Origin of the sequence: Bradyrhizobium sp. NBAIM01 (assembly GCF_020194115.1) — a bacterium.
Lineage (GTDB): Bacteria > Pseudomonadota > Alphaproteobacteria > Rhizobiales > Xanthobacteraceae > Bradyrhizobium > Bradyrhizobium yuanmingense.
This window is the reverse complement of sequence record NZ_JADYVU010000003.1, coordinates 867,780-894,686: the sequence shown is the minus strand read 5'-3', so window position 1 is coordinate 894,686 and position 26,907 is coordinate 867,780. Positions and strand designations below refer to the sequence as shown.

Here is a 26,907-nt window from a genome sequence, read left to right as displayed (position 1 = left end):
CCGCGAGCGAAATGCGAATTGAAGAACGGCGCTGCCCACCACACACTCCGTCATTGCGAGCGCAGCGAAGCAATCCAGAAATGTATCCGCGGAGGGATTCTGGATTGCTTCGCTGCGCTCGCAATGACGCTGTTGGGACAGTTGTTTGCCTGAAACTCAGGTCTCGTGCCCGGGACGCAGCGCGGCGTCTCTTGGACGATGCGCTGCAGAGCCGGGGCCCATGTCACAGCGAACCGCGCGGCGTCCTGGGTCCCGGCTCTGCGCCGCACCGCTTACGCGCTGCGCCGCGTCTGGGACAGGAGGAAACCGAACGACGCTGCGAGCCGCGACCGCGGCCCATTTGCCTTACATCCCGATGTCGAACACGTTCGGCAATTGGCCCGCCAGAGGCAGTGCGGTGGCGCCGAGGAAGGTCGCCACCATCGCCATCAGGCGACGGTTGTTCTGGCGCTTGCCACGCATCTGGCCGGCGATCCACTCCAGCATCTCGCTGTTGACCTTGGAGGCATAGGACGGCGCCCAGCTCTCGATCTCGGTGTCGGCCGACAGCGCGACGCTGCGCGGCGGCACCTTCAGGCCCGAGGCGCTCGCGGCATAATGGGCGACCGCCTTGGCAAGCAGGTCGTCGAACCGGCCGCCATCGGTGCGCTCCGTCGCGGCCTCGTTGATCTCGAACAGAACTTCGGCCTCGGCGCGGCTGACCGGCTGGTCGTTGACGGCGGTGGCGGTGAGGATGCGCACGCACCAGGCGGTGTCATCGGCGTCGAGCGAGCGGGAGAAATGCACCCGTCCCTTGGTGGTCGGGCCTTCGCCCGTGATCACGCCGTCCCGCACGACGGAAAGGGCATGAGCTGCAGTATCGCGGCAGGACGGCACGAGGGACGACGGCTCGGTGGGCTTAGGCGCAGCGGCGGACATAGTTCACTTCCAGACTTCTTCTGATCGACCAGCATTTCCATGCCGGCGTAAAGGGGTGGTTAACGATTCGATACGGGGATCGCGACTTTTCTAGATGGTTGCCAATTGGTCGCTATCAGGACCAATCTGGTTCTAGAACGCGCCGGGCGAGCGTGATGAAAGTCATAAAAGGCATTATCGGGGCGAGCGAGACCGTGTGACCCCGGGTGGAGCTGTTTCGCCGCAGCTGCCGCTGTAACAATAAGTTGCTAGAAAATCGGCTCTTCAAAGAAGGAATTCACATTTTACTTGAGCCGGTTCAGTTGGCGTTCACTTAGGCCGGCGAAGCCCTTATAATGGATGTGACGGCCGGAGACGAATTCTCGATTAGATTCAATGAGATGAGGTAAGATCATGACACTTCCGATCGGCGCCACCGCCCCTGACTTCGAAGCCGAAACCACCGAAGGGAAGATCAAATTCCACGACTGGATCGGCAACAGCTGGGCCCTCTTGTTCTCACACCCGAAGGATTTCACGCCGGTTTGCACCACCGAACTCGGCGCCCTCGCCAAGCTGAAGCCGGAATTCGACAAGCGCGGGGTCAAGCTGATGGGCCTCTCGGTCGATCCGGTCGACCGTCATGCCAAATGGTCGGAAGACATCATGGAGACCCAAGGCGCCGCGCCGAACTACCCGATGATCGGCGACACCGATTTCAACGTCTCCAAGCTCTACGGCATGCTGCCAGCCTCGACCTCTGGCGATCCCCTCACCCGCACGCCGGCCGACAACCAAACCGTCCGCAACGTCTTCATCATCGGCCCGGACAAGAAGATCAAGCTGGTGCTGGTCTATCCGATGACGACGGGCCGGAACTTCCAGGAGATCCTGCGCGTCATCGACTCGCTCCAGCTCACCGCCAAGCATCGCGTCGCCACCCCGGCCGACTGGTCGCAGGGCGACGACGTCATCATCGCGGGCTCGGTCTCCAACGACGAGGCCAAGACGATCTATCCGCAGGGCTGGAAGGAGCCGAAGCCCTACATCCGCATCGTCCCGCAGCCCAGATGACTTTTGGCGGTCGCGGATAGCGGCCCCAAAAAGTCATCCCGGGGCGATGCGTCAGCATCGAACCCGAGATCTCGAGATCCCGGGGCTGGTCCTTCGGACCATCCCGGGATGATGACCCAGAATCACGCCGCGTGCACGCGGTCGAGGAAGCTCTCGACCTCGGCCTTCAGATGCAGGCTCTCGCCCGACAGCGCCTGGGCGGAAGCAAACATGCGGCTCGACGTTTCGCCCGTCTCGCTGGCGCCCTTGGCGGCGTGACGGACATTGACCGCGACATCGGCCGTGCCTGACACCGCGGCGCGCACGCTGGCCACGATGTTGTGCGTCGCACTTTTCTGTTGCTCGACCGCCGCCGAGATCGAGCCTGCGATGCCGCTGATGCGCTCGATGGTCTGGCTGATCGCCTTGATGGCTGCGACCGATTCCTCGGTCGCAAGCTGCATGCTCTCGATCTGGTTCGAGATCTCGTCGGTCGCCTTCGCGGTCTGGCCGGCGAGCGTCTTGACCTCCTGAGCCACCACCGCGAAGCCGCGGCCGGCATCGCCCGCGCGTGCAGCCTCGATGGTCGCATTCAGCGCCAGCAGATTGGTCTGCTCGGCGATCGAGGTGATCAGCTTGACGACGTCGCCGATGCGCGAGCCGGCCTCCGAGAGCTGCGCGATGCGCTGGTCCGTCGCTTCGGCCTGCCGCACCGCCTCGGCGGAGATCTCGTTCGATTCCTGCACCCGGCGGGTGATCTCGGAGATGGATTGAGACAGCTCGTCGGAAGCGGACGCAGCCGAACGCACATGCTCGGAGGCGCTTTCGGATGCTCCCGCCGACTGCGCCGACAGATCTGCCGTGGAGCGCGCGGCGTCGGTGAGTTGTCGCGCGGCGCGCTCGAACTCGCCGGACGATGCCAGCACCTTGTCGAGAATGCCGCCGACGCTGCCGCGGAACCCCTCGACGAAGTTGCGCAGCTCGGCCTTGCGCTGCTCGGCTGCGGCAGCGGTTGCCGCTGCCTGCTCAGTGCGCAGGCGCGCCCGCTCCTGCGAGTTGCTCTTGAACACCGCGACCGTGCGGGCGATTTCGCCGATCTCGTCGGCACGGTCCTCGCATTCGATCGCGACGTCGCTCTGACCGTTGGCAAGCGCGGTGAGCGAATGCGTCACCGAGGTCAGCGGCCGGGTGATGCGCCGGACGACCAGCAGGGTCAGGACCAGCACCAGAAGCGCGGCAAGCCCGGCAGCGGCCGCCATGCTCTCCATCGCCTGGGACAGCATGCCCTCGAACTGCACCATGGGGATGCCGACATAGAGAATGCCGGCGACCTTGCCGGTGCCATCGGCGATCGGGAAATAGGCGGTCATGAACGTCTTGCCGAACAGCGTGGCCGGCCCCTTATAGGCCTCGCCACGGCGCAGCGGGGCCTGCCCCGGATGATCGGCGGCCAGCTGGGTCCCGACGGCGCGGTCGCCGTTTTCCTTTTTCACGTTGGTCGAGCGGCGGATGAACTGTCCGCTCGCCGCATCGAACACGAACAGGGTCGCGTTGCCGCCGACATAGGACACCGCCCGGTCGACGATGGCGTGATCCCTGAAGTCGGGCATTTTGGGGATCTCGGCGCGGACCACCGCGCCGTCTCGGATCGTGATCTTGGCTTCGGGAACGGTCTCCGCAAAGGCCAGCCCCAGCGTGCGCAGATTGACCTCGATGTCGCGCAGGGCGCGGTCATTGAAGGCGGATGTCAGTGACCAATAGCCGGCGCCGACCACGAGCGCCGTGTTCATTGCGATCAGCAGCACCGCGCACAGGACCGCTTTGGTGCCGAGCTTGAACCGCGGCAGGAACTTCGCCGTTAGAAGATTGGACATGGATGGAATGACCCCCGTAATTCCTGCATATTGGTGCAATTGACTTACAGCCGCATTAACGACGGGTTCCCACCGCCGCACGCCGTACGGTTTCCAATTGGTAAACGAGGCCTTCCCTGACCCCGCCCAGTCAGTCGTCCATCATCGTCTGGTTTCGCGACGATCTCCGCCTGTCCGACCACCCCGCCCTCCACGCCGCCGCCAAGTCCGGCACCCCGGTGCTTTGCCTCTACGTCCTGGACGAGGCGGCGGGGCGAGCGCCGGGCGGTGCGGCACGCTGGTGGCTGGCGCAGTCGCTGCGGGCGCTCGGCGACGAGATCGCCGCGCGCGGCGGCTCGCTCGTCCTGCGCAGAGGACCGGCGGCCAAGGTGATCCCTGAAGTGGTGCGACAGAGCGGTGCCCGCGCCGTCTACTGGAACGAGATCGCGCAGGCGCCTCATCAGGCGGTTGAACGGCAGCTCGAAGCGGCCCTGACAAAGCTGGGCTTGCACGCGCAAAGCTTTCCGGGCGACCTGCTGGTCACGCCCGCGGCGATCCGCACCAAGGACGGCCGGGGCCTGCGCGTGTTCACCCCGTTCTTGCGCCGCGTACTGGCACTCGGCGACCCGCCAAAGCCCCTGCCCGCGCCGAAGGAGCTTCGCGCTGCACCGAGCATCGCAAGCGATCGACTGGAGAGCTGGAAGCTCGAGCCGACCACGCCCGATTGGGCGGGTGGCCTGCGCGAGGCACGGACCCCCGGCGCCGCGTCCGCCCGGCTGCGCCTGCGCGACTTCCTCAAGCACAAAGTTCGCATGTATGCCGGCCACCGCGACCGTCCGGACCGAGAGGGCACCTCACTTCTGTCGCCGCATCTGCGCTTCGGCGAGCTCAGCCCGCGTCAGGTCTGGCACGCCGCCCGGTTTGCCGCGGCGGAAGATCCGGCACGGGGGCAAGGCGTCGAAAAATTCCTGAGCGAGCTCGGCTGGCGCGAATTCTGCCGCCACCTCCTTCACGATCACCCCAACCTTGCCGCCGAAAACCTGCAGACGAACTTCGATGCCTTCCCTTGGCAGCCCGACAAAGAAGCGCTCGCCGCCTGGCAGCGCGGGCGCACCGGATACCCCATCGTCGATGCCGGCCTGCGCGAGCTCTGGCACACCGGCGTGATGCACAACCGGGTGCGGATGGTGGTGGCCTCCTTCCTGGTCAAGCACCTCCTGATCGACTGGCGCGAGGGCGAGGCCTGGTTCTGGGACACGCTGGTCGACGCGGACGCCGGCAGCAATCCCGCCAACTGGCAATGGGTCGCCGGCTGCGGTGCCGACGCTGCGCCCTATTTCCGCATATTCAATCCGCAGCTCCAGGGCGAGAAGTTCGATCCTGATGGAGCCTATGTTCGATGCTGGGTTCCGGAGCTGAAGGCCCTGCCCGCCAAGCTGATCCACCGGCCCTGGCAGGCAACGCCGATCGAGCTTGCGAGCGCGGGCATCACGATCGGCAAGACCTATCCGCAACCGATCGTCGATCATGCCGGGGCACGCGAACGCGCGCTCGCCGCCTACGCAAAGATCCGCAAAGGTTGAGCGTCGCTTTGACACAATTTCGAAACCCGCTATCGTCATCGCTCCATACAAACCGTGGGGGACGATATGGACGACGAGAAGCCGATCACCGAACAGGCGATGGAGACGATCACCACTGCCGTGGAAACGACCAAGGACGCGGCAGTCACCGCAGTCAAGCAGGTGAAGAACGCCGCCAAGAAGGTCGCGAAGAAAGTAGCGCCGAAGAAGGCGGCCAAGAAGAAAGCCAAGAAGGCTGCGAAGAAGACGACGAAGAAGACCGCAAAGAAGTCGTCCAAGAAGGCCGCGAAAAAGGCTCCCAAAAAGGCGGCAAAGAAGGCCGGCAAGTCGAAGAAGAAGGCCAAGAAGGCCAAGCGCTGATCGCACCGGCGGACGTCTCCGGGTGCGGGCGCGCCCGGAGACAGCTCACACCTGCCCTCGCCGCTTGGCTGCGCCGGCCCGGTTGATGCCCGCCCACGGGTCTGGGCTGTGCACGCCGTCAGGACCGCCGATTGACGACGAAGACCGCCGCGGCGCAGAGCGCCATGCCAGCAATGGCAATCGCATCCAACTTTTCTCCGAACAGCAGATAGGCCATCAGGGCCGTGACGGCCGGAACCAAATAGAACAGGCTCGCGACCGAGGTCGCCGCGGCGTGGCGGATCAGCCAGTACAACAGCCCGATCGATCCGATCGAGAGCGCGACCGCGAGCCAGGCGAGCGCAAGCACAAACTCCCGCGTCCAGTGCACCACGCGATCCTCGAACAGGAAGGCGCCGACCGCGAAGAAGATGGTGACCGCCACGTACTGCACGAGATTGCCGGCGCGCCAGTCGATGTGATTGCAATAGCGGCGCTGATAGAGCGTGCCGAGCGTGATGCTGACCAGCGAGACCACCGAGGCGAGCCAGCCGAGCCCGGCTTCGCCGGTCATCGGGCGGTTGTGCAGGATCAGCACCACCCCACCGAGGCCGAGCACGAGCCCGGCCCATTGTAGCGGCGTCACCTTCTCACCGAGCCAACGGTTGGCGATGGTCGAGGTCAGGATCGGCTGCAGGCCCGGAATCAGCGCGGAAAGGCCGGCCGGAATCGAATGCGCGATCGCGATCGCGGTGCCGCCGAGATAGAAGCCGTGGACGAGGATGCCGGCGACCGCGCTGTGCGCGATGCCGGCGCTATCAGGCCATTTCGGCCGGGCGATTCCTGCGATGATTGCCATCAGCCCGACCACGATCGCCATGCGGATGGCGAGATAGGTCAAGGGATCGGCATTGTTGACGACGTATTTGGTCCCGATGAATCCGGTGCTCCAGAGCAGCACGAACAGGATCGGCGCGGCGCGGGCGGCCAGGGTTTCTTGATTATGGTTCATTGCCGCCCTCATTGCCCGACCCTCGGCCATGCGGCAATGCGAATTTCGTGGTGACGATATGCTGCGCTGCGACGGAGGATCGCGGTCCGTCTCAGCCGCTCACCATTCGTCCGGGCAGGGATTGACGATCTTCCAGAGCTCGACCCCGTTCTTGATCTTCTTCATGTCCGTGGTGAGCCCGCCATTGCGGCGAATCCAGTCCTTCACCGTGTCGGGGTAGTAGGACATGAGATCGGAGGTACCCTCAGCGCTGGTGACCTTGATGCCGAAGGTGAACGCCTTGTCGTAATAGGCCTGGTGGAAGCCGAGGCTCGCGCGCGGCGTCACGCAGATCTTGTTCATCGGCACGATGCCGAGCACGAGCGTGCAGGCCGAATTGCAGATGCCGTCGATGATGACCCGCTCGCCCTTTTCGCGCACCCGCTTGTACTTGGCCTTGTACTCCTCGACATAGCCGCCGTGGTCGCGCGTGATGTGCAGCTCGGCGCGCGCCGGCGTGGCGGCGGCGAGGCAGAGCAACAGCAGACTCGGAAGCGTGATGCGCATGGCGAGATGACGGCGAAGGCCTTCAGGAATGTACCGGACTCGAGGGGCCGGCAAATGCCCCCGGGCCGGCGGAAGAATTCTGAACCGAATAGTCTTTGGTCATACTTGTGTGGGGAATTCGTTAAGCATCCCGAAAAGGCCAAAAATGGGCAGCTTTGGCCGCATCTCCGGCAATTCTGTCACACCCACCCGGAAATCTGCGGGATTGGCATTGATTTCGGGCCTCCGGAGCGATGCTTGGCCGCTCGAAATTGCTATAACAGGCTGACCCGTTCGAGCAGGTTCCGGAGAATCGAGATGAGCAAGTTGACTCGTGTCGCCGCGGTTGCGGCCCTGACGGCTGCGGTCCTGGCTCCCGCCCTCGCGGAGGCGAACGGCCGCCACCGGTACCACCGCTCCTACGCGAACCCGCTGCCCTACCCGATCAGCTACCTGCACAATTACGGCCCGGGTATCACCCCCGGCACCTTCGCCTACTATGACGGCCCGGCGACCAACCACTGCTACCGCAGCGCGGCCGCTTATATTGGTCAGGACGGCCGGCGGCACCCCTGCTACTGAGGCGCCGCGGCCGCTGCGGCTCCTCTATTTGGCGGCGCCCAACCGTAGCAATTGCTTCTCGATCTCGTAGACCGGCAGCTTGACGAGGTCCTTGCCGACCTCCCCCTGAAGCGCCTTGCGCAGCCCGTCCGAATAGTCGGCGCGGATCATGCCGAGCGCACGTGGCGAGGCCACCATGGTCAGGGCCGTCGTCTCACCGGAGCTGACGGCGGCATCGAGCCGGCAGGCCAGGCTCCGCAAAAAGGCGCGCTCGGCCTCGTCGTGCCAATCGGTCTGCTCGACCGAGCTGCGTGCGCCGCCGACCGCGCCATGCAATCGGCCCGGCGCGTCGGCCCCCTGAGCGGCGGTCGCGGGATTGGGCTGCTCGTGCACCTCCCTGGTGTGGAGGTTCGGAAACATCTCGTCGCCGAGGTTTTCCAGAATGAGCGCCTTGCGCCCGTCGCACACGACCAGCCAGTCACCCTTGTCCATTCTCATCTTGTCCATCGCAACTTCTCCTTGACACTTGCAGACGCCGCATCCGGCATCAGAGCTGTTCTTCGAATTCCTCGGAGGACTTGCCGAATTGCGTCATCGCCTCCTCCAGATAGTCGGCGAGCATTGGCGTACCGATCAGGTATGAGGCGGTACGCTGGTTGTGCGCCTGGGCGGCCTGGGCGCGCAGTTGACGCCAATCGGAGAGATCACCGTCGCCGCGGCCAAGCCAGGTCAGCGCCACGAGATCGATCTGCTCGTCAACATTGAGAGCGCGGATGAAGCCCGCGAGCTCGGCACGGTCGGTTGTTTCGCCGCGCCCACCGCGGCCGTAGCTCATGTCGTCGTCGCCGAAGTCCAGGATGACGCCACCCCCGCCCGCTTCGCTGTCGGACCGGCGCGATTTCGAGATGACGAAGAACACCTTCTCCGGCGAGATCGACAGATCTGGAATGACTCGCATTCAGCTCACCTTGCCCGGCAGCAGGCACCACGCCGCTGCCATGACGGCGACAGTAAGAGCCAAGGCAAACTTGCGAATTGCGCAGGATCAAGCTCAAGTCACGACACGGCCTGCCCGGCCTACGGCCCGCTGCCGAGCCGTGACGTAAGGGTCAGCTCGCCTGTTCATCTGTATTACATTTCGGTTCGGCCACAATTTGATCAGAACAACCTCGATATCCTGCATCGCGTAAGCGAAGGAAGACATCATGAACCTCACGACTGGCCGATTGGCCGCGTTCCTGTTCGGCGCCCTCGTTGCATCGTCGACGGCATCCGCCATGCCCATCGCGCCTGCACCTGCGACACTGCAGGTCTCCGGCGTCGAGCAGGTCCGCATGGTCTGCGACGCCTGGGGACGGTGCTGGTGGCGGCCGAACTATTATGGCTACTACTACAGGCCGCGGCCATATTATTACGGCCCGCGGTACTATGGGCCGCCGCGCTATTACGGGCCGCGCCATTATGGGTACTACGGCTATCGCCGCTGGTGACGTTTGAAGGGGCCTTCGGGCCCCTTCGCTTTTGCGAGATCATGTCTTGCGCAGTGGATCACTGGCCCCAAGCCGTTCATGTTTGATCTAGATCAAAGATGAGATCAGCCGAAAAGGTCACTTATGACGATTTAACCGATCGTGTTTCGGTGCTGTCAACATGAAGGTGCAGAGCGTTGAGAAACGGCGATGATCCAACGTACCTCATGGCATGATGTCCGCAATACTACGGCCCTGAATTTCGGTTTACTGAAACTCGATGCTTCGCCATTGATGATGCAGCGATGTTCCTTTGATTGTCTCATTTCAGCGGCCGGCCAGAATCATGTTGTTCGACGACCTCGCTCCCTCCTCTGCGCTTCAACTGATCGGCTTCTCCGATGTCGATGCGTTTCGGCCGATTGAGACGATGGAGGATGCGAGGAGCATTCCGCTCGACATCCCGAACTTCGCGGCGGCCCGAGCCATCGTCTCCCTGCCGGCGTGCCGCATCATCGTGATGAGATCGTTCGCGCGGATCCTAGATACCGCTTATCGCATGCCGAGCGGGATGGTGATCCTGTCGATGAGCGACGATCTTCAGGTCAACTTCAAAGGTGTGGATCTCGACGCCCGCTTCTTCGCTGCCCTCCACGGCAACGATGAGTGCCATTTCGTCGAGCCCCGGACCAATCATCACGCCATGATCATCTTCTCCCCCGAGCTGAGAGACCGGGGCTGGTTCGACCGCGCCGACCATTTGCGCGCCCATGTCGCGAACCGGCCCGCCCTGCTCCACACCCGACAGCTCCTGCTCGATATCCTGCGCACCGCGTCAGTGCAGCCAGACCTGTTCGAGACGACCGAGGTTGCGGCCCATCTGCAGGAAGGCCTGCTGCTCGCGCTCGACGATTTGTTTCGAATCGATTCGACGTCGGATCGGAGCACCTCGGTCCACAGCGAGCGGGCGATCAAGCTCGTGCAGCGCATCGACGACTACGTCGCTACATATCCGACCGCACCGATCTATACAGCCGATCTCGCCCGCGAGTTCGACGTCTCGATCCGTACGCTCGGCGGCGCCGTCAGCAAGGTGCGGGGCATGAGCCTGCACCAGTACATTCGCCTGAAGAGGCTGTGGGCGACCCGCGCCCGCCTCCTCAAGGGCGGCGTCACCGTGGCCACCTGCGCGCGTGCCCAAGGCTTCCATCATCTCGGCGAATTTGCCGCAGCCTACCGCGCGATCTTCCACGAGGCGCCCTCCGACACTCTGGCACGCGGCCGGCAAAGCGGTGTCCCGGCAGGCTGATGGACGCCGCAGGCCCTCGCGGCGGTGACCCGGCATCCTCGCCGCTTTAGAACATATATGGAACAAAGAGGACTGGCGCGCTCGGAAGGATTCGAACCTCCGACCCTCGGAATCGAAATCCGATGCTCTATCCAGCTGAGCTACGAGCGCCCTGGCCCGAGTAGCGGGCCACCGAGATCCGCCGGCCGGCACTGGCGAGGAGCCAGTACACCCGACGGCGGTCGGATTGGTTCGAATTAGCAGAGAGGCCGGCCAATAAAAAGCCCTTCCCACCTCGATCGAGGCAGTCGAAGGCGCTGTTACCAGGTCGTGTTGAAGAGGCCGAAATGCGGCTGCTGAGCGACCAGCATCATGGGGCGGCCCGGCTGATGCGCCGGTTGCGTCCTGACGATCTTACGCTTGGGCTGAGCCTGGACAGGAGACGCTTGGGCCTGGAACGTCTGGGGCTGGCCCGCGTCGGACTTCCTGGCTGCGGCGGTCCCGGCCCTCGGCTCTGGCGTGAACTGGGCGAAGGTCTCGCGCACCCGCGTCTTGGCAGACATCTCGGCCAAAGCCGGCGACAGGCTCTCCTGTACCGGTGGCTGGGGAGCCGCAACTGCGGCAGTCTGAACCGCGGGTGCGACAATCGTCGGCTGGCTCGTGTCGAGGACGACGCGCTCAGGCAGATGGCGGTCGGACCGGATTCGGATCAGCGGCTGCTCGTTGCTTGCGGTCGCGACGGCCTGCGCTACGGGCGCCGCCGGGAGAACGAAATCCGCCGCGAACAGCAGTGTGAGCAAAGCTCCACCGACAAAGATGAAATACCTAAAGATGGGCATTGGCCGCGCTCCGCCCCCCGCATCCCCGCGTGGGCTCTGCTCGCCTCAACAGGCGATCTTCCAATTGGTTCCTGGCCCAGCCGTTCGGTTCAAATGGTGATGCATAGTTTTCGGCCAAGGACTGCAGAAGGTAACTTTTCAGCTACCGGGACAAGTCGCCTTCAAGCGCGGCGTGCTGCAACCGGGGAACATTTTGCCTGATCGGCATTCACGTTAACGAAGCCGATTGGGACACGCACAAAGGTCTTGCGGCTCTTCATGCTGACCGGATCCGCCAGCACGCGGCTGCGGTCGGTCAGATGACTTCCGTCGCGCCGCGTGAAGGCACAGACGATCTCGACATCTTTTACGGCATAGTCGTTGTCGTTTCGCAGCGTGAACGTCACCAGGGCTTTGGAGCCGAGGCCGCCGCGACGCCAGGTCTGTGATGAAATCCTGAGACGACCAAGTTCTGCTGTCGCCGGCACCTGAGCTTCGGACACAGGCGAGGCTACTTTGGACGCATCGCCGGAGGGAGGCGCTTCAACAGCCGCCAGCTCAGGCCTCACCGGCTCAGCACTGTTGCCCTTGGAGAGAGGTAGCAGCATCCAGATGCCGCAACCGACGATGATTGCCGCCAGCAGCCATAGAAGGCTTCGGCCAAATGAGACGCTCGCAATCGTCACCGCCCGCGCCAGTCGTTCGCCGGTGCCGGCCAAGCGCCCCAATCCGAGTCGGTCGAGCCTCGCATTCATGGTTGCACACCGATCGCGACCGCAGCACCAATCGAACATGGGTTTAGTGACAGCTTACCTTAATTCGGGCGACGAACTAAGGTTCCCCCAACGTCATGCGAGTCGGCAACGGCGGTGGTGGCCACCGGCGATACTGCTAGCATGCGCCGTAGCATCGAATAGACCCGTTGGGAGAGTATGAAATGCCGTTCGCCGTCGCTTGGGATCACGTCCATCTGCGCAGCCCCGATCCGGAGGCCACCGCGGCTTGGCTGCAGGACATCCTTGGTGGCGAGATCGTGCGCGCGCCGGGACGAATCGACGTGAACCTCGGCGGAGCCAGGATCTTCATCGCGCCGCTCGAGGGCGACAGCGCCGTCAGCCCGCCACCTCCGCACCCGCATCAGGGCCTCGACCATTTCGGCTTGACGGTGAAGGACATCGACGCGGTCGCCGCCGAAATCAAGGCCAAGGGTGTCACGTTCACGCGCGAGCCGACGACCATTCGTCCCGGCGTACGCATCTGCTTCATCCGCGGGCCCGAAGGCATCTCGATCGAGCTGCTCGAGCGCGACAAGAAATATACCTGACGCGACGGAGCGCCCCGCCGTCCAGGCATCCGAGCCGGCGACAACGTCACGCCAGAAGGCTAAGTCATGCTACCGGGCATAAAGCAGCGGATGGTAACACCCATGTAGCCGTAGATCGGCCAGACCATGGTGCGTCCCACCCGGTTCGGCTCCGAGATCACGGCCTCCGCGGGCACGTCGACCCAGACGAGCTCCTGCTGCTGGCCATCGAGCGCATAGCCATAGCGCGGGACGCGGACGCGATGATGCCCGTCCTTGCTGTCCAGTCGGAGTCCGAGAGCGCCGAACCGTCGGCATCGGAACAGCAAGGCCCCTTGCCGCTGCGCAGACTGTCGAACCAGGCCTTCAATTCGGGATTGGTGTTGGCGAACTGCCCGCGGTCGCGCGCGTGCCCGAGGGGGCTGCGAGCGCGATCAAAGCCAACGCGGGCGCCAGCCTCGTCAGGTTTGCCCGGCGTATCGCATCGCCAATCCGCCGTTGTTCGCTTTTGCAATTCGTGGGCCGCGCACTGTACAGTCGCGGCTCATTGCCGCCGGAATCGATCCAGTTGGTCACGTTCGTCTTGCTCCAGCACCCCGCGGCCAGTGCAACAATGGTTATGCATTTCGCGGGCCAACTCTGATTCGCAACGTCGGGCCTCGCCTCACCATCAGAGCGTCACGACGGTGTCAGGGACAAGCCGGAACAACTACGGCTCGCAGGCCGCCGCGACCGGCCCGGCAAACTGCCTCGTTGCGCGCAGGGATGGGCTTTGGCATAAAAGCGGGACCGGTTGCGCCATTGGGCGATGGCGGCCGGCCTACGGGACGTTATGAAAAACGGCCTCTATTCAATTCACGTCACCCTGCTCGATGGTCGAGTCGGCAAGGGCAGCGGCGTGATTCTCTTCCGCGACGGCAAGATTCTCGGCGGCGATGCCTACCTGTATTACACCGGCAGCTACACGGTGAAGGACAACAACAGCTTCAAGGGCGAGGTGCTGGTGCAACGGCACACCTCGCCTCGAGGCGATGACAATCCGCTGTTCGGCGGCCCTGCCCCTGTCGGCATCGGCGTCACCGGCACGTTCACGGACACGCGCGGACAGATGACCGGCACCGCGCTGGTCGGCAAGGCCAGCCAGATCTTCGGCGCGACGCTGCACAAGCTTGCAGACGTCGATTAGCTATTCCGCGGCCTGTTCGAGCGGCGCCACACGCGGCAGGATCATCTGGATGCGCGTACCGCCACCCGGTTCGGAATCGAGATCGAGCCGGCCACCGAGCCGGTTGGTGACGATGCTGTAGACGATGTGCAGCCCGAGGCCGGTGCCGCCTTGGTCGCGCCGCGTGGTGAAAAACGGATCGAAGGCGCGGCGACGGACGTCGAGCGACATGCCGCAGCCATTGTCGGAGAAGATGATCTCGACGTTGTCCTTGCCGGACTCGCGCACCTGGATCTCGATCGTCCCGGGCCGGCCGTCCGGGAAGGCGTGCGCCACCGAGTTCAGAAACAGATTGGTCAGCACCTGGCCGTACGGGCCGGGATAGCTGTTCATGGTCAGGTCCGGCTGACACTCGACGTTGAGCGTCAGATTGTGCTTACGCAGGCCCGGCCGCAGGCTCATCACCACCTGCTCGGTGAGGTCACCGAGATCGAAAGTACGCTGATCCGAATAATTGCGGTCGGCGGCGACCTGCTTGAACGACTGGATCAGCTCGGCGGCGCGGTTGAGATTGGAGACGAGCTGCGAGGACGCATCGCGGCTGGTGCTGAGGAAGTCGTTGAGCGTGGAGCGGCGCAGCTCGCCGCGCTCGACTTCGGCGGTGAACATGGCGGTCTTGCGCTCCAGCGCGGAGGCGACGGTGAGACTGATGCCGACGGGATTGTTGACCTCGTGGGCGACGCCGGCGACGAGGCGCCCGAGCGCGGCCAGCTTCTCGGCCTCGATCAGGGAGGCCTGGGTCTCGCGGAGATTGCGCAGCGCGGTTTCGGCGGCTTCCTTGGCCTTGCGCATCTCCTGCTCGCCGCGCTTGCGCTCGCCGATATCGAGCGCAACGGTCACGATCCGCTCGATCTCGCCCTCGGCGTCGAGCAGCGGCAACTTGTTGACCAGCCATTGCCGCATGTTGCCGGAGGCGTCCTGATACTCCTCCTCGTAGAAACCGAGACCTTTTCGAAGCTTGAGCACCCGCTTGTCGCTCTCGTCGGACTTGGATGCGCCGTAGCGCGACATCAGGTCGGCCGTGGTGCGGCCGAGCGCCTCGCCGGGCTCGATGCCGAAGATGCCGGCCATGTAGCGGTTCATCAGCACGTAGCGCAGATTGCGATCCTTGACGTTGATCACCGCCGGCACGGTGTCGATGACCTGCTGGAGCAGGCGCCGGCCTTCGGCGATGGCTTCCTCCGCCCGCTTCTGGTCGGTGATGTCGCGCAGCGTGCCCTCGTAGCGGATGATGTTGCCCGCTTCGTCTCGCACGCCCGTGGCGCTGTCGGAGAGCCAGAGGATGTCGCCGCTGCGCTGGCGCACCTGATACTCGAACTCGCGCACCATGCCGTCGCGCGCCATCAACCGCTGGTATTCGGCGCGCGCCTCGGGGTGGACGTAGATCGTGTGGGCGATATCGCTGATGCTGTCGATCAGCTGCTGCGGGCTGTCATAGCCCATCATGCGCGCCAGCGCGGGATTGGCGTTGAGGAGGTCACCGGCCGGCGTCGTCACGTAGATGCCGTCGATGGAGCCTTCGAACAGTTTTCGATAGCTCTCCTCGGCGAGCCGCTGCTCGGTGAGCGCGCGCACCGCCGCCTCGCGCGCGGTGTCGGCCTCCTCCAGCGCGCGGCGAAACACTTCGGCCGCCCGCGCAATGTCGCCGATCTCGTTGCCGAGGTCGGCGGACGGAATTGAGACATCTTTCCGGCCGGCGGCAAGCGCGCGAATGGATCGCGCGATCTGGGCGAGCGGACGCACCGTCCTGCGAACCACGAACCAGGCAGCGCCGATGCCGATCAGCACGCCGACCGTGCCGAGCACGATGCTCTGCCATCGCGCCTCGGTCAGTGTCCGGGCAAAATCGCGCGACAGCACGTGGCCGCGCCGGGAGCTGACCTCGCGCAGCAATTCGGTGACGCGGCCGATCAGTCGTCCTTCGGTTCCCAGCACCTCGCGATCGATGTCGGCGATCTGCCGCTCGCGGACGGCGACAGCCATGATCGCCTCGGCATAGTCGTTCACCGCCGACTTCAGCTTGGCATCGGCAATATCGAGCCCCCGCATTCCCTGTGCAGCCTGCTCGGCTGCGGACGGGTTGCGCGCGAGCAGCCCGATCGCGATCCGGCCCTGTGCCTCGGACAGGCGGGACGCCAGCTCGCGGTCCGCGGTGCCTTCGACCGCTGCGTCGAATTGTTCGCGCAGCGGCGGCAGTCCGGCGAGCAGCTGGGCGCGGCGGTCGATCAGGGTGGAGATCCGCTCCAGGCCCGTGCGATAAGTCGCGAGCCGCTCGCTGACCCCGTCGATCATGTCCTGCTGCTCGGGCGCGAGCTCGATGCGGGTCTTCTTCAGGATGTCGCTGAGCGTCGAGGCCGCCTCGCCGACCTGCTGGAACTGGATGCCGGCACCGGGATCTGTGACGAAGTCGCGCGCGGCAAGACGCAGTTCGTTCATGCGGCGATCGATGTCCTCGGCGAGGTCGCCGACGCTCTGCAGCCGCTGCAGCTCGGCGAATGTCGTATCGATGTGCCGGATCGCGATCACGCTCGCAGTCGAGGTGACGATGATCACCGCCAGCACCAACAGGAAGCTACCGAAGGTGAGCTGGCCGATGGAGAGCGAGAAAGTTCGCCTTTTCTCAGGGGACGGCTTCAATTCGGCGGACATTGGTGGTTTGAGGACCGGACTGCTGGAGGTCCAATATACGACGTAATGCTGCCCGGGGGGAACATGCCTCGGGACGCGGAATATCGTTAATATCGGGACCTGGCGCCCGCTTCAGCTTTACGACAGTTTGACGCTGGCTGCCCCGCGCGCCGGGATTCATCGATACTTCGCCGCCTGTCGAAGTGTGCTAGCCGACGGGGCCGACCTCGAACACCTCGCCGTCATAGCCGGCCTCGCGGGGGATGCGGAGCTGACGGCCGGTTTCGGTTTTGGTCATCACCGGCATCACCGTAACGATCGAGAGGCCGCGGGCGTGCTCCAGCGCCGCGCTCACGCTTCCCTGCTTGGCGAGCCGGATCAGATTGCGCGTGGTCGGGAACGGCAGCTTGAAGCGGCCGCTTTCGCCGCCCTCCACCGCCTCGCGCGCTGACAGCCAGATCGAATCGGTGGACTCCCGCCCGTCGTGTGCGCCGAGCTGGTCGGGCGGCGCGGCCGCGAGGAAGAACCAGGTATCGAAGCGCTTCGGCATGCCCTCCGGCGTGATCCAGTGTGCGTAAGGCACCAGCGTGTCGAGCGCGAGCTGGAGGCCATTGTCGTCGAGGATCTTCAGGAAGCTGATCTTGTGCTCGTTGAGGGCAACGCGGTGCGCGTCAGCGATCTCGCCGGCGCGGTTGGCATCGACCGCCAGGCCAGTCTGCCTCGATCGCGCCAGCAGGATGCCGCTCTCCTCGAAGGTCTCGCGGATCGCGGCGATCCGGAAGCCGCGGTCCGCTTCGCTGAGGCTTTCGCCGCCCGAATAGAGGTCGGCGCGGGCGACGATCTCGTTGTCGCCGGCATCGACGCTGCCACCGGGAAACACCAGCGCGCCCGAGTTGAACTCGATCTGATGATGGCGGACCATCATGAAGACTTCGATTTCCTTAGTGCCGTCGCGCAGCAGGAGGATCGTCGAGGCCGGGCGTGATGCTGATGTCTCGGCCATGCAACTAGCCTGCGGCGCTGGATTGCGGGCCGAGATTGGCGCGCTTGTCGAAACGGGCGACCCGCGACAAGAGATAGTCGACCTCGGCCTTCGCCGTCGCCGTCATCGTCGCACCGGGCTTGCGCTGCGCGCTGGAAGCGATGATACCACGCTTCTGCAGCACGTATTTGCGCACGGTGAGGCCGACGCCGGGCTGTTGCTCGTAGCGGATCAGCGGCAGATGCGCGTCGAAGATGTCATGTGCCGCGTCGCGCTTGCCGGCCTTGGAGAGGTTCACGACGTCGATCAGGAGCTCCGGGAAGGCATAGCCGGTCATGGCGCCGTCGGCGCCGCGCTCCATCTCGAAGTCCAGGAAGGTGCCGCCATTGCCGCAGAGGATCGAGAGCGGACGGAGCGAGCCGTCCTTCTGGAAGCCGCGTAGTGTCGAGATCTTCTCCAGGCCCGGCCAGTCCTCGTGCTTGAGCATCACGCAGTTCGGATTGTCCATGACGATCTTGCGGATCACGGCGGGGGTGAACACCACCTGCAAGGTCAGCGGATAGTCCTGCAGCACCCAGGGCACATCAGGGCCGATGGCTTCCGCCGCCTGCTTGAAATAGCCGATGATCTGGTCGTCGGTGCGAAGCGAGGGCGGCGGCGCTATCATGACGCCGGCCGCGCCCGCATCCATCGAAGCCTTGGCCAGCGAACGCATGGTGGCAAAGCCCGGCGCGGAGACGCCGACGATCACCTGCATCTTCTTGGCGCGCTTGACGTAGCGCACCGCGACCTGCTCGGCCTCGACGGCATCAAGCTTGGGGGCTTCACCAAGAATGCCCAGCACCGTGACGCCGTCGCAGCCGACCTCCTCGTAGAAATCGGTCAGGCGGTCGATCGAGCGCTCGTCGATCCGGCCGTCGTCGTGGAACGGCGTCGGCGCGATTGCGAAGGTGCCCTTGGCGTCGGCGGTGAGTTTCATCGGTCCTCGTCTTTCTCTAATCTGTCATTCCGGGGCGCGACGCAGTCGCGAGCCCGGAATCCATAACCACGATCCGGAGTATGGATCCCGGGCTCACGCTTCGCGTGCCCCGAGATGACGGCCTTCTAAAACCGCCGTGCCCCCATCTTGATCTGCTCCTCGGAGAAGAAGATCTCCTTGGCATGATCGACAATGTCCTGGGCGTTCCAGCCCGAGTGCGGCGGCTTCCAGCCTTCCATTTCCATCATCCGCATCTCGCGCACGCCGCGGGGCCCGGACACGCCCAGCACCTTGCCGGTCTGGTCGCCCGACAAATCGCTGACCATGTATAGCACGGCCGGCGCGATGCCGTCCGGCCCGAGCGCGGCGCCGGGGTTCTCCTTATAGCGGGGCAGGTCTGCGGTCATGCGGGTCAGGGCGCCCGGGGCCAGCGTCCAGATCCGGATGTTGTACTTGCGGCCCTCGATCGCGAGCACGTTGGACAGGCCCCAGATGCCGCCCTTGGCCGCGCCGTAATTGGTCTGGCCGAAATTGCCGATCAGCCCTGACGTCGAGGAGGTGTTGACGATGACGCCGCCGCCGTTTTCCCGCATCCAGCGAAACACCGGCATGGTGCAACAAAAGGTACCCTTCAGATGGACCTTGATGACCTTGTCCCAGTCGGCCTCGCTGGCCTTGTGAAAGGTCTGGTCGCGCAAAATGCCGGCATTGTTGACCAGGATGTCGGCCCGGCCGAAATGCTTGATGGCGTCGTCGAACACCGACTGGCCGCCTTCCATGGTGGAGATGTCGGCACCGTTCGCGACCGCCTTGCCGCCCTGGGCCCTGATCGCGTCCACGACCTGCTGCGCCATGGACTTGTCGGCGCCGGAGCCGTCGCGGGGACCGCCGAGATCGTTGACCACGACCGAGGCCCCTTCCCGCGCGAACAGCTTTGCGTAGGCCTCACCGAGCCCGCCGCCCGCGCCGGTGATCAGCGCGACCTTGCCGTCGAGTAGTCCCATGGTGGCGTCTCCCTGTTTGTTTTTCTTCCACCTCTCCCCGCTTGCGGGGAGAGGTCGATCGCGTAGCGATCGGGTGAGGGGGTACAGGTCTCAATACCGTCCCGACTCGTGGTGAGAGCCCCTCACCCCACCCTCTCCCCGCAAGCGGGGCGAGGGAGTGAAACGCCGGTGCCCACTAACCCAGCACCGTCTTGCCGTTCTTGATCACCGTCACCCCGCGCGACTTCACCTTGGCTTCGAACGAGATCACGTTGCCGTCCTTCCAGAGGTCCATGGTCACGGTCTCGCCGGGATAGACCGGCGAGGAGAACCGCGCGACGTGCTGACGGAAGGCGCTCGCATCGTAGTCGGCATAGGTCTGGAGCACGCCGCGGCAGGTGATGCCGTAGGTGCACATGCCGTGCAGGATCGGACGCGGGAAGCCGGCTTTCTTGGCGAACTCGGGATCGGAGTGCAGCGGGTTGCGGTCGCCGCAGAGGCGATAGACCAGCGCCTGGTCGGGGCGCGTGGTGATGTCGATGGTCTTGTCCGGCTCGCGCGATGGGATCTTGTGCGGATCGGGCTGGGTCAGGTTCGGCCCGCCGAAGCCGCCATCGCCGCGGGCAAAGCGCGAGGCGACCAGCGTTGCCAGCTTCTCGCCCTTCTCGTTCTTCAGCACGGTCTGGTGAACGATGACCACGCCCTTGTCCTTGCCCTTGTCGTAGACTTCGAGCACCGAGGAGTCGGCGGTGATGTTGGCGGCGACCGGCAGCGGCTGGTGGAAGGTGATGTCCCGTTCGCCGTCGACCACCATGACGCGGTTGAGATTCATCTCGCCCGGGCCCGAGCCCCAGGCCGCGACAGAGGCGAAGGTCGGCACCACCTTCAGCGGCCGCGGCGTGAACGTGCCCTCGTTGACGAAGGCGAGTTCGTTCTCGTCCATGGGATCGGCACCGAGGCCGATGCCGTAGGCGTAGAGCATGACTTCGCGATCGGTGTAGGCGTATTTCTGGCCGAGATTTTTCAGGCCTTTGAGCTCTTCGTATCTGGCGGACATTCTTCTGGTTTCTCCCGGGATTTCACCGGCGCTTACTGATGCGCCCTCTCCCCTTGCGGGAGAGGGCTCCGAGGTGCCGGCCACATACGCGTTTGGGTGAGGGGTTGCTTCCACGTTGAAGATTCTCTCCGTGGAGAGAACCCCTCATCCGGCGCTTCGCGCCACCTTCCCCCGCAAGGGGGGAAGGAAGAAAGCAATCAAGCCACCGTGAAGAATGGCAGCGGGGCGCCGTCGGTCGGCTTGAACACCACCTTCACCTTCTGACCGATCTTGAGCTTCTCCAGATCGCAGTCGACGAAATTGGTCTGCACCGATGGCCCCTCCTTCAGCGTGACGTAGCCGATGGCGTAAGGACCAGTCGGCGATTTCCGCATCAAGCTGTAGGTGTAGATCGTGCCCTCGCCCGAGGCCTGCTCCCACACCGTCTTGTCGGAGTAGCAGAACGGGCAGATCGAGCGCGGGAAGTAATGCGCTTCGCCGCAGGCGGTGCAGCGCTTGATCATGAACTTGCCCTCTTTCGCGGCGTCCCAGAACGCTGATGTCTCGGGATTCGTCACCGGGGCCGGATACTTTTTCACTTCGCTCATCACACGCGCTCCAGAATGGCGGTCGAGGCGGCGTGGCGGACGCCGAGGAGGCCGCCGGTGCCGTGGGCGATGGCGAGATCGCAATTCTTGACCTGCACCTTCGGATGCGCCTCGCCGCGCAGTTGCCTGACGGCCTCGAGGATCTTGGTCATGCCGCCGCGGTTGACGGGGTGGTTGCTGCAGAGGCCGCCACCATCGGTGTTGAACGGCAGCTTGCCGACGCCCGAGATCAGGTTGCCGTCGGCGACGAACTTGCCGCCCTCGCCCTTCTTGCAGAAACCGAGGTCTTCGAGCTGCATCAGCACGGTGATGGTGAAGCTGTCATAGATCGAGGCGTATTTGATGTCCTTCGGCGTGATGCCGGCTTCCTCGAACGCACGCGGACCGGACCAGACGCCGGCGGAGTAAGTGAGGTCGAGATCCTTGCCGCCGCGCGGGCCCTTCATCGCCTCGCCATGGCCGATCAGGCGCACCAGCGGCTTCTTCAGGCTCTTGGCAATCTCCGGCGTCGTCACGATCAGCGCGCCGCCGCCGTCGGAGACGACGCAGCAATCCATGCGATGCAGGGGATCGGAGATCATCGGCGAGTTCAGGACGTCCTCGACAGTGACGACGTCCTTGAGCATCGCATGCGGATTGTACTGCGCGTGATGCGAGGCCGCGACCTTGATCCAGGCGAGTTGCTCGGAGGTGGTGCCATAGTCGTGCATGTGGCGCATGGCACACATGCCATAGGCATTGTGCGTGGTCGCCCCGTAAGCGGTTTCGAAATCGACCTCGGCGCCGGAAGCGCGCGGCGGCATCGCGCCGGTGCGCGGCTTGCCGGCGAGCGTCACGAGCGCGATCGAGCATTTGCCCGCGGCGATCGCCTCGGCGGCATGGCCGAGATGGATGATGTAGGAGCAGCCACCGGTCTCGGTGGAATCAATGTGGCGAAGCTTCTTGGTGTTCAGGCCGAGATAATCGACCATCGGCCAGGCGCCTCCGGGCGCGTCACCCGCACAGAAATAGCCGTCGATATCGTCCTTGCTGATCCCGGCATCCTCGATCGCGCCCTTGGCGACCTCGGCATGGAGCTGGGCGGTGGATTTGTCCGGCGCATGCCGGGTCGGGTGTTCGTAGATCCCGGCAATGTAGGCCTTGCCCTTGATGGTCAAACTTCGATCTCCGCTCGCGTCTTGTCTTGGTGCTTTTTTCTGAACCGCACCGGGCTGATTGGCAAGCGCGGAAATATTCCGCCCCGCGAGAGGGTGACGGGTCGGCGCAAGTGGAGCACATCCGAAATCCGGGCCTCGGATAGCAAGCGAACCTGCCCGCCGCGTCGTCATTGCGAGGAGCCCTTGCGATGAAGCAATCCAGAGCCCCTCCATTGAGGAATTCTGGATTGCTTCGCTACGCTCGCAATGACGGAGTTTGTTGCCACTGATGGCGCTGCTTCAACTCAAGACTCGCTCGCAGACACACGCCCGCATCCTCGCGGCACATCTCGCCCGAGTTTTGCTCCCGTCTTGCTCCCTCCGAAGACAGAGGGCGCAGGGAAGACCGGGTGCCGGCTGGGCACCCACGGTCCGCTGTGCGCGAATTGCGCGAAAAACAGATGCACAGCGGCATACAGGTGAAGCCCAACATCCGGCCTTCCCTGCGCAGTGGCTTTACGGCTTATGTCGCGCTCTCCCCGGGGAGCGATGCACTATTGCCCCCGTCGCCTTGCGAGAGAGACCCGCAAGACTTGACGCACAGACCCCGGGCGTCAGGACCACACGATTTTGCCGTACGCGAGACCGCGCCCGTCGTGCGCGCGAAAGACTCGCGCGACGCAGCCCGCGTCCACCGCCGCTCACCCCGCGTTTCGTGACGATCGCGATACGCCCCTCTGAGAGGGATGAGGTGGCGGAGAGATACGACAATTCCGAATTTCGGTAAAGCGGAACTTTTTTTACGCGCCCGGCTTGACCCATGGCGCGGGTGTTTTGCCCGACGCGTAGTGCTAGGGGTGGTGTCGTAGGGTAGGTTAGCGGAAGGCGTAACCCACCGCTTCGCTCTCAGCGGCGGCAGAAGCGGTGGGTTACGCCCCGCGAACGCGCTTCGCGCATTCACAAGGCTAACCCACCCTACGGGACCGCCTACTCCGCCGCGATCTGCCGGGGCGCCGGCGGCGGGTTGGTCAAATCCGCGGCGAGCTGGGCGTAGCGGGCCTTGGCGTCGTGTACGGCTTTCTCCTTCACGGGGCCGTAGCCGCGAATGCGGTCGGGCAGCGAGAGCAATTCGACCGCGGTGTCGATCGTGAGCGGCGACAACAGGCCGAGCACGGTGGCGACGTCCTTCTCGTAGCCGGCGATCAGGTCGCGCTCGAGCTTGCGGTCGGCGCTGCGGCCGAAGATGTCGAACGGCGTGCCGCGCAGGAACTTGAACTTGGCCAGCACGCGGAAGACCTTCAGCATCCACGGGCCGAAGGCGCGCTTCTTGGGGCGCCCCAGCGCATCGACACCGCTGCTGAGGATCGGCGGCGCGAGATTGAAATTGAACTTGAAGTCGCCCTCGAACTGGTCGCGGAGCTGCTGCTCGAAGGCGCCGTCGGTGTAGAGGCGCGCGACTTCGTATTCGTCCTTGTAGGCCAGGAGCTTTGCATAGTTCACGGCGACCGCGCGCGGCAGTGCATCGCCATAACCGCCCTTCGCGGCGGCATCGCGGACCTGGTCGACCAGCTTGCGATAGCGCTTGGCGAGACGAGCGTTCTGATAGGCGGTCAGATGCTTGGCGCGGTGCTCGACGACCTCGTCCAGCGTCATGGCCTCCAGCGCCTTCGGCGCAACCACTTCGTCCCCGCCCTTCAGCATGTCGGCAAGGCGCTTGGGGTCGGCGACTGCGAGGCGGCCGAGGCTGAAGGCTTCCTTGTTCATCTTGATCGAGACGCCATTGACCTCGATCGCCTGCTCGATCGCTTCCGCGGAGAGCGGCAACAAACCCTTCTGATAGGCATAGCCCATCATCATCATGTTGGTGGCGATGGCATCGCCGAGCAGCTGCTCGGCAGGCTTGGTGAAGTCGAAGAACACCGAATCCTTGTGCAGCGCCGTTTCCAGGAGCCCGTTCAGCTTGCGGGTCTGGAAATTGAAATCGCGGTTGAGGATGAAATCGGCCGTGGGAATGACGTGGCTGTTGATGATGCCGTGGGTGCGGCTGGTGTCACAAAGGGTGATCGTGTCCTTGGCGACTGCGACGACTTCGTCGGCGGCGAGCACGAGATCGGCCGTGCCGGTGACGATGCGCGAGCAGGTCACCTCGGCCGGATGATCTGATAGCCGCACGTGGCTGAGCACCGCCCCGCCCTTTTGCGCGAGGCCCGACATATCTAGGATCATCGAGGCCTTGCCCTCGATGTGGGCGGCCATGCCGAGCAGCGCGCCGATGGTGAGCACGCCGGTGCCGCCGACGCCGCCGACGGCGATGTTATAGGGCTTGTCGAGCGTCGGACGCGAGGCCGGCTCGGGCAGCGCGCCGATCTCAGCGAGCTCGGCTGGCGCGCGGTGGCGCGGCGCGCCGCCGTCGATGGTGACGAAGGACGGACAGAATCCTTTCAGGCAGGAATAGTCCTTGTTGCAGGATGACTGGTTGATAGCGCGCTTGCGGCCGAACTCGGTCTCCAGCGGCTCGACCGAGATGCAGTTCGACTGCACCGAGCAATCGCCGCAGCCTTCGCAGACGGCCGGATTGATCATGACGCGGCGCGCCGGGTCCTCCATCAGGCCGCGCTTGCGGCGACGGCGCTTCTCGGCGGCGCAGGTCTGCACGAACACGATCGCCGAGGTGCCCTTGAACTCGCGGCACATCTTCATGACGTTGTCGAGCTCGTCGCGGTGATACTTCTTCACGCCGGGCGCGATGGTATCGGCCGGGTAAGCGTCTGGGTTTTCCGAGACCAGATAGAGTTCGCGGATGCCTTCGGCGTAAAGCTGCTGGGTGATCTGCTGCGGCGAGAGATCGCCGTCATGACGCTGGCCGCCGGTCATGGCTACCGCATCGTTGTAGAGGATCTTGTAGGTGATGTTGGCCTTGGAGGCGATCGCCTGGCGGATGGCGAGAATGCCGGAGTGGAAGTAGGTGCCGTCGCCGAGATTTGCGAAGATGTGGTTCTCGTTGGTGAAGGGCGCGATGCCGACCCAGGGCACGCCCTCGCCGCCCATATGCGTGAACGTCTCGGTCGAGCGGTCCATCCACAGCGCCATGAAGTGACAGCCGATGCCAGCCAGCGCGCGGCTGCCTTCGGGGACTTTCGTCGACGTGTTGTGGGGGCAGCCGGAGCAGAAATACGGGGTTCGGGAGACAGGCGCGACCGCCTGCATCTGGGTCGCCTGGCGGCCGTTGAACCAGTCGGCCTTGGCGCGGAGCATCTCCGCGATTTCAGGGTTGAGATCAAGTCGAAGCAGGCGCTCGGTGAGCGAGGTCGCGAGCGAGGCGACGCTGAGCTCGGCGGCGAAGGTCAGGAAGCGCTTGTCGTGCTCGTCCATCTTGCCGACGATGCGCGGGCGCACATCGTCGCGCCAGTTGAACAACACCTGCTTGACCTGGTTCTCGACGATCTCGCGCCGCTCCTCGACGATGAATATCTCCTCCAGGCCGACGGCGAATTCATGCACGCCTTCCGGCTCGAGCGGCCAGGGCATGCCGATCTTGTAGAGACGAAGGCCGATTTTGGCGGCGACCTCCTCGGTGATGCCGAGCTCGCGTAGCGCCTGACGAACGTCCTCGTAGCTCTTGCCAGAGGCCATGATGCCGAAACGGGCGTTCGGCGAATCCATGGTGACGCGGTTGACCTTGTTAGCGCGGGCAAAGGCGATGGCGGCAAAGCCCTTGTAGTCCTGCAGGCGCCGGTCCTGCTCGAAGCGGTCGTCGGGCCAGCGCAGGTTGAGGCCGCCGGGTGGCAGCTCGAAATCGGTGGGAATGATGAACGGCTTCATCTCGTCGGTGAGGTCGATCTCGGCGGTGGTCTCCACCGTCTCCGTGATCACCTTCATGCCGACCCAGCAGCCGGAATAGCGCGACATCGCGATGCCGAGCAGGCCCATCTCGATCATCTCGTGGATGCTCGACGGGTAGAGATACGGCATCAGTGCCGACATGAAAGCATGGTCGGACTGATGCGGGACGGTGGAGGATTTCGCGCCGTGGTCGTCGCCGGCAAGGCAGAGCACGCCGCCGTTCTTGGCCGAGCCCGCGGCATTGCCGTGACGGAACACGTCGCCGCAGCGGTCGACGCCCGGGCCCTTGCCGTACCAGATGCCGACCACGCCGTCGTATTTGGCGCCCGGCGAGAGGTTGAGCTGCTGCGAGCCCCACACCGCGGTCGCAGCGAGGTCCTCGTTCACGCCTGGCTGGAACTTGATATTGTACTGCTCGAGATGCTTGCGCGCGGCGAACAGCTGCTGGTCGTAGCCGCCAAGCGGCGAGCCGCGATAGCCGGAGATGAAGCCTGCGGTGTTGAGGCCGTTGGCGCGGTCGCGCCGGATCTGGGCCATCGGCAAGCGGACCAGGGCCTGGATGCCCGTGGTGAAGACGTGTCCGGTCTCTTGGGTGTACTTCTGATCGAGACTGATCGGACCCTGGTTGATGCCCATGCTGTCCTCGCTTCGCGCCCTGTTCAGGTCTTGCTGACTTAAGTCGTTGCCTGCCCGTTGTTTTTAGCTAGGGCGCACCGACCACCTCCGCCACTCTATGTCGGATATTTCATGATCCGCATCACAATTCTGGACCAAAGGAGGCCTCGG

Annotated in this window: 24 protein-coding genes, 1 tRNA gene and 1 pseudogene; 8 read left to right on the top strand and 18 right to left on the bottom strand. The window is 64.4% G+C overall.

Annotated elements, in window-relative coordinates; genetic code table 11:
- Positions 1 to 345 precede the first annotated feature (345 nt).
- A complete protein-coding gene (locus I6F31_RS15230) occupies positions 346 to 918 on the bottom strand; it encodes a hypothetical protein (protein ID WP_036011195.1) in 573 nt (190 codons plus the stop codon).
- Positions 919 to 1,311: 393 nt separating this feature from the next.
- Here I6F31_RS15230 and I6F31_RS15225 point away from each other — a divergent pair, with 393 nt between their 5' ends.
- The gene (locus I6F31_RS15225; RefSeq protein ID WP_036011192.1) at positions 1,312 to 1,971 is read left to right on the top strand and encodes a peroxiredoxin; all 660 of its coding nucleotides are present in this window, start codon (positions 1,312 to 1,314) and stop codon (positions 1,969 to 1,971) included.
- Between the two features lie 122 nt (positions 1,972 to 2,093).
- Here the strand turns inward: I6F31_RS15225 and I6F31_RS15220 are convergent, their stop codons facing one another.
- Positions 2,094 to 3,824 carry a Cache 3/Cache 2 fusion domain-containing protein gene (locus I6F31_RS15220; protein WP_057029674.1) on the bottom strand — a complete coding sequence of 577 codons (1,731 nt, stop codon included), beginning with the start codon at positions 3,822 to 3,824 and terminating at the stop codon, positions 2,094 to 2,096.
- Positions 3,825 to 3,994: 170 nt separating this feature from the next.
- Between I6F31_RS15220 and I6F31_RS15215 the strand changes: the two genes are divergently transcribed.
- Both I6F31_RS15215 and I6F31_RS15210 read left to right on the top strand, forming a co-directional pair.
- Positions 3,995 to 5,386: a deoxyribodipyrimidine photo-lyase gene (locus I6F31_RS15215; RefSeq protein ID WP_249788173.1), complete on the top strand. Its 1,392-nt coding sequence runs from the start codon at positions 3,995 to 3,997 to the stop codon at positions 5,384 to 5,386.
- A 66-nt stretch (positions 5,387 to 5,452) separates the two neighbouring features.
- A complete protein-coding gene (locus tag I6F31_RS15210) occupies positions 5,453 to 5,746 on the top strand; it encodes a histone (protein ID WP_225185644.1) in 294 nt (97 codons plus the stop codon).
- A gap of 118 nt (positions 5,747 to 5,864) precedes the next feature.
- Here I6F31_RS15210 and I6F31_RS15205 read toward each other — a convergent pair whose 3' ends face one another.
- Both I6F31_RS15205 and I6F31_RS15200 read right to left on the bottom strand, forming a co-directional pair.
- On the bottom strand, positions 5,865 to 6,737 hold the full coding sequence (locus I6F31_RS15205; RefSeq protein WP_225113202.1) for a DMT family transporter: 873 nt from the start codon (positions 6,735 to 6,737) through the stop codon (positions 5,865 to 5,867).
- A 99-nt stretch (positions 6,738 to 6,836) separates the two neighbouring features.
- Complete coding sequence (locus I6F31_RS15200) at positions 6,837 to 7,283, bottom strand: hypothetical protein (RefSeq protein WP_036011182.1); 447 nt, start codon at positions 7,281 to 7,283, stop codon at positions 6,837 to 6,839.
- Between the two features lie 297 nt (positions 7,284 to 7,580).
- Here I6F31_RS15200 and I6F31_RS15195 point away from each other — a divergent pair, with 297 nt between their 5' ends.
- Positions 7,581 to 7,844, top strand: coding sequence for a hypothetical protein (locus I6F31_RS15195; RefSeq protein WP_036041425.1), 264 nt, complete (start codon positions 7,581 to 7,583; stop codon positions 7,842 to 7,844).
- A gap of 24 nt (positions 7,845 to 7,868) precedes the next feature.
- Here the strand turns inward: I6F31_RS15195 and I6F31_RS15190 are convergent, their stop codons facing one another.
- Both I6F31_RS15190 and I6F31_RS15185 read right to left on the bottom strand, forming a co-directional pair.
- The gene (locus tag I6F31_RS15190; protein WP_225185643.1) at positions 7,869 to 8,330 is read right to left on the bottom strand and encodes a host attachment protein; all 462 of its coding nucleotides are present in this window, start codon (positions 8,328 to 8,330) and stop codon (positions 7,869 to 7,871) included.
- Between the two features lie 40 nt (positions 8,331 to 8,370).
- Entirely contained in the window at positions 8,371 to 8,781 is a 411-nt protein-coding gene (locus I6F31_RS15185) for a DUF3775 domain-containing protein (RefSeq protein ID WP_225173938.1), read from the bottom strand.
- Positions 8,782 to 9,028: 247 nt separating this feature from the next.
- Here I6F31_RS15185 and I6F31_RS15180 point away from each other — a divergent pair, with 247 nt between their 5' ends.
- Together I6F31_RS15180 and I6F31_RS15175 are read left to right on the top strand one after the other, a co-directional pair.
- On the top strand, positions 9,029 to 9,313 hold the full coding sequence (locus I6F31_RS15180) for a hypothetical protein (protein ID WP_057029667.1): 285 nt from the start codon (positions 9,029 to 9,031) through the stop codon (positions 9,311 to 9,313).
- A 325-nt stretch (positions 9,314 to 9,638) separates the two neighbouring features.
- Entirely contained in the window at positions 9,639 to 10,601 is a 963-nt protein-coding gene (locus I6F31_RS15175; protein ID WP_036011167.1) for an AraC family transcriptional regulator, read from the top strand.
- Between the two features lie 73 nt (positions 10,602 to 10,674).
- Here the strand turns inward: I6F31_RS15175 and I6F31_RS15170 are convergent.
- The 3 genes from I6F31_RS15170 to I6F31_RS15160 all read right to left on the bottom strand — a co-directional run bounded on the left by I6F31_RS15170 (position 10,675) and on the right by I6F31_RS15160 (position 12,153).
- Positions 10,675 to 10,751 (bottom strand) — tRNA-Arg (locus tag I6F31_RS15170).
- A 149-nt stretch (positions 10,752 to 10,900) separates the two neighbouring features.
- Positions 10,901 to 11,419 carry a hypothetical protein gene (locus I6F31_RS15165; protein WP_225185642.1) on the bottom strand — a complete coding sequence of 173 codons (519 nt, stop codon included), beginning with the start codon at positions 11,417 to 11,419 and terminating at the stop codon, positions 10,901 to 10,903.
- A gap of 161 nt (positions 11,420 to 11,580) precedes the next feature.
- Entirely contained in the window at positions 11,581 to 12,153 is a 573-nt protein-coding gene (locus I6F31_RS15160) for a hypothetical protein (RefSeq protein WP_225185641.1), read from the bottom strand.
- Positions 12,154 to 12,335: 182 nt separating this feature from the next.
- Between I6F31_RS15160 and I6F31_RS15155 the strand changes: the two genes are divergently transcribed.
- The gene (locus tag I6F31_RS15155; protein WP_036011159.1) at positions 12,336 to 12,722 is read left to right on the top strand and encodes a VOC family protein; all 387 of its coding nucleotides are present in this window, start codon (positions 12,336 to 12,338) and stop codon (positions 12,720 to 12,722) included.
- A 59-nt stretch (positions 12,723 to 12,781) separates the two neighbouring features.
- Here I6F31_RS15155 and I6F31_RS15150 read toward each other — a convergent pair.
- Positions 12,782 to 13,277: pseudogene (locus tag I6F31_RS15150) on the bottom strand (hypothetical protein).
- 256 nt (positions 13,278 to 13,533) lie between these two features.
- Here I6F31_RS15150 and I6F31_RS15145 point away from each other — a divergent pair.
- Positions 13,534 to 13,887 carry a GrlR family regulatory protein gene (locus tag I6F31_RS15145; protein ID WP_036011154.1) on the top strand — a complete coding sequence of 118 codons (354 nt, stop codon included), beginning with the start codon at positions 13,534 to 13,536 and terminating at the stop codon, positions 13,885 to 13,887.
- On the opposite strand, the gene I6F31_RS15140 is transcribed toward I6F31_RS15145, so the two are convergent.
- The 8 genes from I6F31_RS15140 to I6F31_RS15105 all read right to left on the bottom strand — a co-directional run bounded on the left by I6F31_RS15140 (position 13,888) and on the right by I6F31_RS15105 (position 26,757).
- Positions 13,888 to 16,575, bottom strand: coding sequence for a PAS domain S-box protein (locus I6F31_RS15140; RefSeq protein WP_225185640.1), 2,688 nt, complete (start codon positions 16,573 to 16,575; stop codon positions 13,888 to 13,890).
- 187 nt (positions 16,576 to 16,762) lie between these two features.
- Positions 16,763 to 17,557, bottom strand: coding sequence for an NUDIX hydrolase (locus I6F31_RS15135; RefSeq protein ID WP_225132578.1), 795 nt, complete (start codon positions 17,555 to 17,557; stop codon positions 16,763 to 16,765).
- Positions 17,558 to 17,561: 4 nt separating this feature from the next.
- Positions 17,562 to 18,515 carry a dihydrodipicolinate synthase family protein gene (locus tag I6F31_RS15130; RefSeq protein WP_036027535.1) on the bottom strand — a complete coding sequence of 318 codons (954 nt, stop codon included), beginning with the start codon at positions 18,513 to 18,515 and terminating at the stop codon, positions 17,562 to 17,564.
- A 125-nt stretch (positions 18,516 to 18,640) separates the two neighbouring features.
- A complete protein-coding gene (locus I6F31_RS15125; protein ID WP_057029663.1) occupies positions 18,641 to 19,519 on the bottom strand; it encodes an SDR family oxidoreductase in 879 nt (292 codons plus the stop codon).
- A gap of 175 nt (positions 19,520 to 19,694) precedes the next feature.
- Positions 19,695 to 20,555 (bottom strand): MaoC family dehydratase, encoded by an 861-nt coding sequence (locus I6F31_RS15120; RefSeq protein WP_036011141.1) that lies wholly within the window; start codon positions 20,553 to 20,555, stop codon positions 19,695 to 19,697.
- A gap of 197 nt (positions 20,556 to 20,752) precedes the next feature.
- Complete coding sequence (locus tag I6F31_RS15115; protein WP_036011139.1) at positions 20,753 to 21,142, bottom strand: OB-fold domain-containing protein; 390 nt, start codon at positions 21,140 to 21,142, stop codon at positions 20,753 to 20,755.
- Entirely contained in the window at positions 21,142 to 22,299 is a 1,158-nt protein-coding gene (locus I6F31_RS15110; RefSeq protein ID WP_036011137.1) for a thiolase domain-containing protein, read from the bottom strand. Before I6F31_RS15110 ends, I6F31_RS15115 begins: the two co-directional genes overlap by 1 nt.
- A gap of 966 nt (positions 22,300 to 23,265) precedes the next feature.
- A complete protein-coding gene (locus I6F31_RS15105) occupies positions 23,266 to 26,757 on the bottom strand; it encodes an indolepyruvate ferredoxin oxidoreductase family protein (protein ID WP_225185639.1) in 3,492 nt (1,163 codons plus the stop codon).
- Positions 26,758 to 26,907 lie beyond the last annotated feature (150 nt).

Bases quoted from the DNA above. Each gene is read 5' to 3' on its own strand.
- I6F31_RS15230 (WP_036011195.1), bottom strand. From the start codon at position 918: ATGTCCGCCGCTGCGCCTAAGCCCACCGAGCCGTCGTCCCTCGTGCCG.
- I6F31_RS15225 (WP_036011192.1), top strand. From the start codon at position 1,312: ATGACACTTCCGATCGGCGCCACCGCCCCTGACTTCGAAGCCGAAACC.
- I6F31_RS15220 (WP_057029674.1), bottom strand. From the start codon at position 3,824: ATGTCCAATCTTCTAACGGCGAAGTTCCTGCCGCGGTTCAAGCTCGGC.
- I6F31_RS15210 (WP_225185644.1), top strand. From the start codon at position 5,453: ATGGACGACGAGAAGCCGATCACCGAACAGGCGATGGAGACGATCACC.
- I6F31_RS15205 (WP_225113202.1), bottom strand. From the start codon at position 6,737: ATGAACCATAATCAAGAAACCCTGGCCGCCCGCGCCGCGCCGATCCTG.
- I6F31_RS15200 (WP_036011182.1), bottom strand. From the start codon at position 7,283: ATGCGCATCACGCTTCCGAGTCTGCTGTTGCTCTGCCTCGCCGCCGCC.
- I6F31_RS15195 (WP_036041425.1), top strand. From the start codon at position 7,581: ATGAGCAAGTTGACTCGTGTCGCCGCGGTTGCGGCCCTGACGGCTGCG.
- I6F31_RS15190 (WP_225185643.1), bottom strand. From the start codon at position 8,330: ATGGACAAGATGAGAATGGACAAGGGTGACTGGCTGGTCGTGTGCGAC.
- I6F31_RS15185 (WP_225173938.1), bottom strand. From the start codon at position 8,781: ATGCGAGTCATTCCAGATCTGTCGATCTCGCCGGAGAAGGTGTTCTTC.
- I6F31_RS15180 (WP_057029667.1), top strand. From the start codon at position 9,029: ATGAACCTCACGACTGGCCGATTGGCCGCGTTCCTGTTCGGCGCCCTC.
- I6F31_RS15175 (WP_036011167.1), top strand. From the start codon at position 9,639: ATGTTGTTCGACGACCTCGCTCCCTCCTCTGCGCTTCAACTGATCGGC.
- I6F31_RS15165 (WP_225185642.1), bottom strand. From the start codon at position 11,419: ATGCCCATCTTTAGGTATTTCATCTTTGTCGGTGGAGCTTTGCTCACA.
- I6F31_RS15160 (WP_225185641.1), bottom strand. From the start codon at position 12,153: ATGAATGCGAGGCTCGACCGACTCGGATTGGGGCGCTTGGCCGGCACC.
- I6F31_RS15155 (WP_036011159.1), top strand. From the start codon at position 12,336: ATGCCGTTCGCCGTCGCTTGGGATCACGTCCATCTGCGCAGCCCCGAT.
- I6F31_RS15145 (WP_036011154.1), top strand. From the start codon at position 13,534: ATGAAAAACGGCCTCTATTCAATTCACGTCACCCTGCTCGATGGTCGA.
- I6F31_RS15140 (WP_225185640.1), bottom strand. From the start codon at position 16,575: ATGTCCGCCGAATTGAAGCCGTCCCCTGAGAAAAGGCGAACTTTCTCG.
- I6F31_RS15135 (WP_225132578.1), bottom strand. From the start codon at position 17,557: ATGGCCGAGACATCAGCATCACGCCCGGCCTCGACGATCCTCCTGCTG.
- I6F31_RS15130 (WP_036027535.1), bottom strand. From the start codon at position 18,515: ATGAAACTCACCGCCGACGCCAAGGGCACCTTCGCAATCGCGCCGACG.
- I6F31_RS15125 (WP_057029663.1), bottom strand. From the start codon at position 19,519: ATGGGACTACTCGACGGCAAGGTCGCGCTGATCACCGGCGCGGGCGGC.
- I6F31_RS15120 (WP_036011141.1), bottom strand. From the start codon at position 20,555: ATGTCCGCCAGATACGAAGAGCTCAAAGGCCTGAAAAATCTCGGCCAG.
- I6F31_RS15115 (WP_036011139.1), bottom strand. From the start codon at position 21,142: ATGAGCGAAGTGAAAAAGTATCCGGCCCCGGTGACGAATCCCGAGACA.
- I6F31_RS15105 (WP_225185639.1), bottom strand. From the start codon at position 26,757: ATGGGCATCAACCAGGGTCCGATCAGTCTCGATCAGAAGTACACCCAA.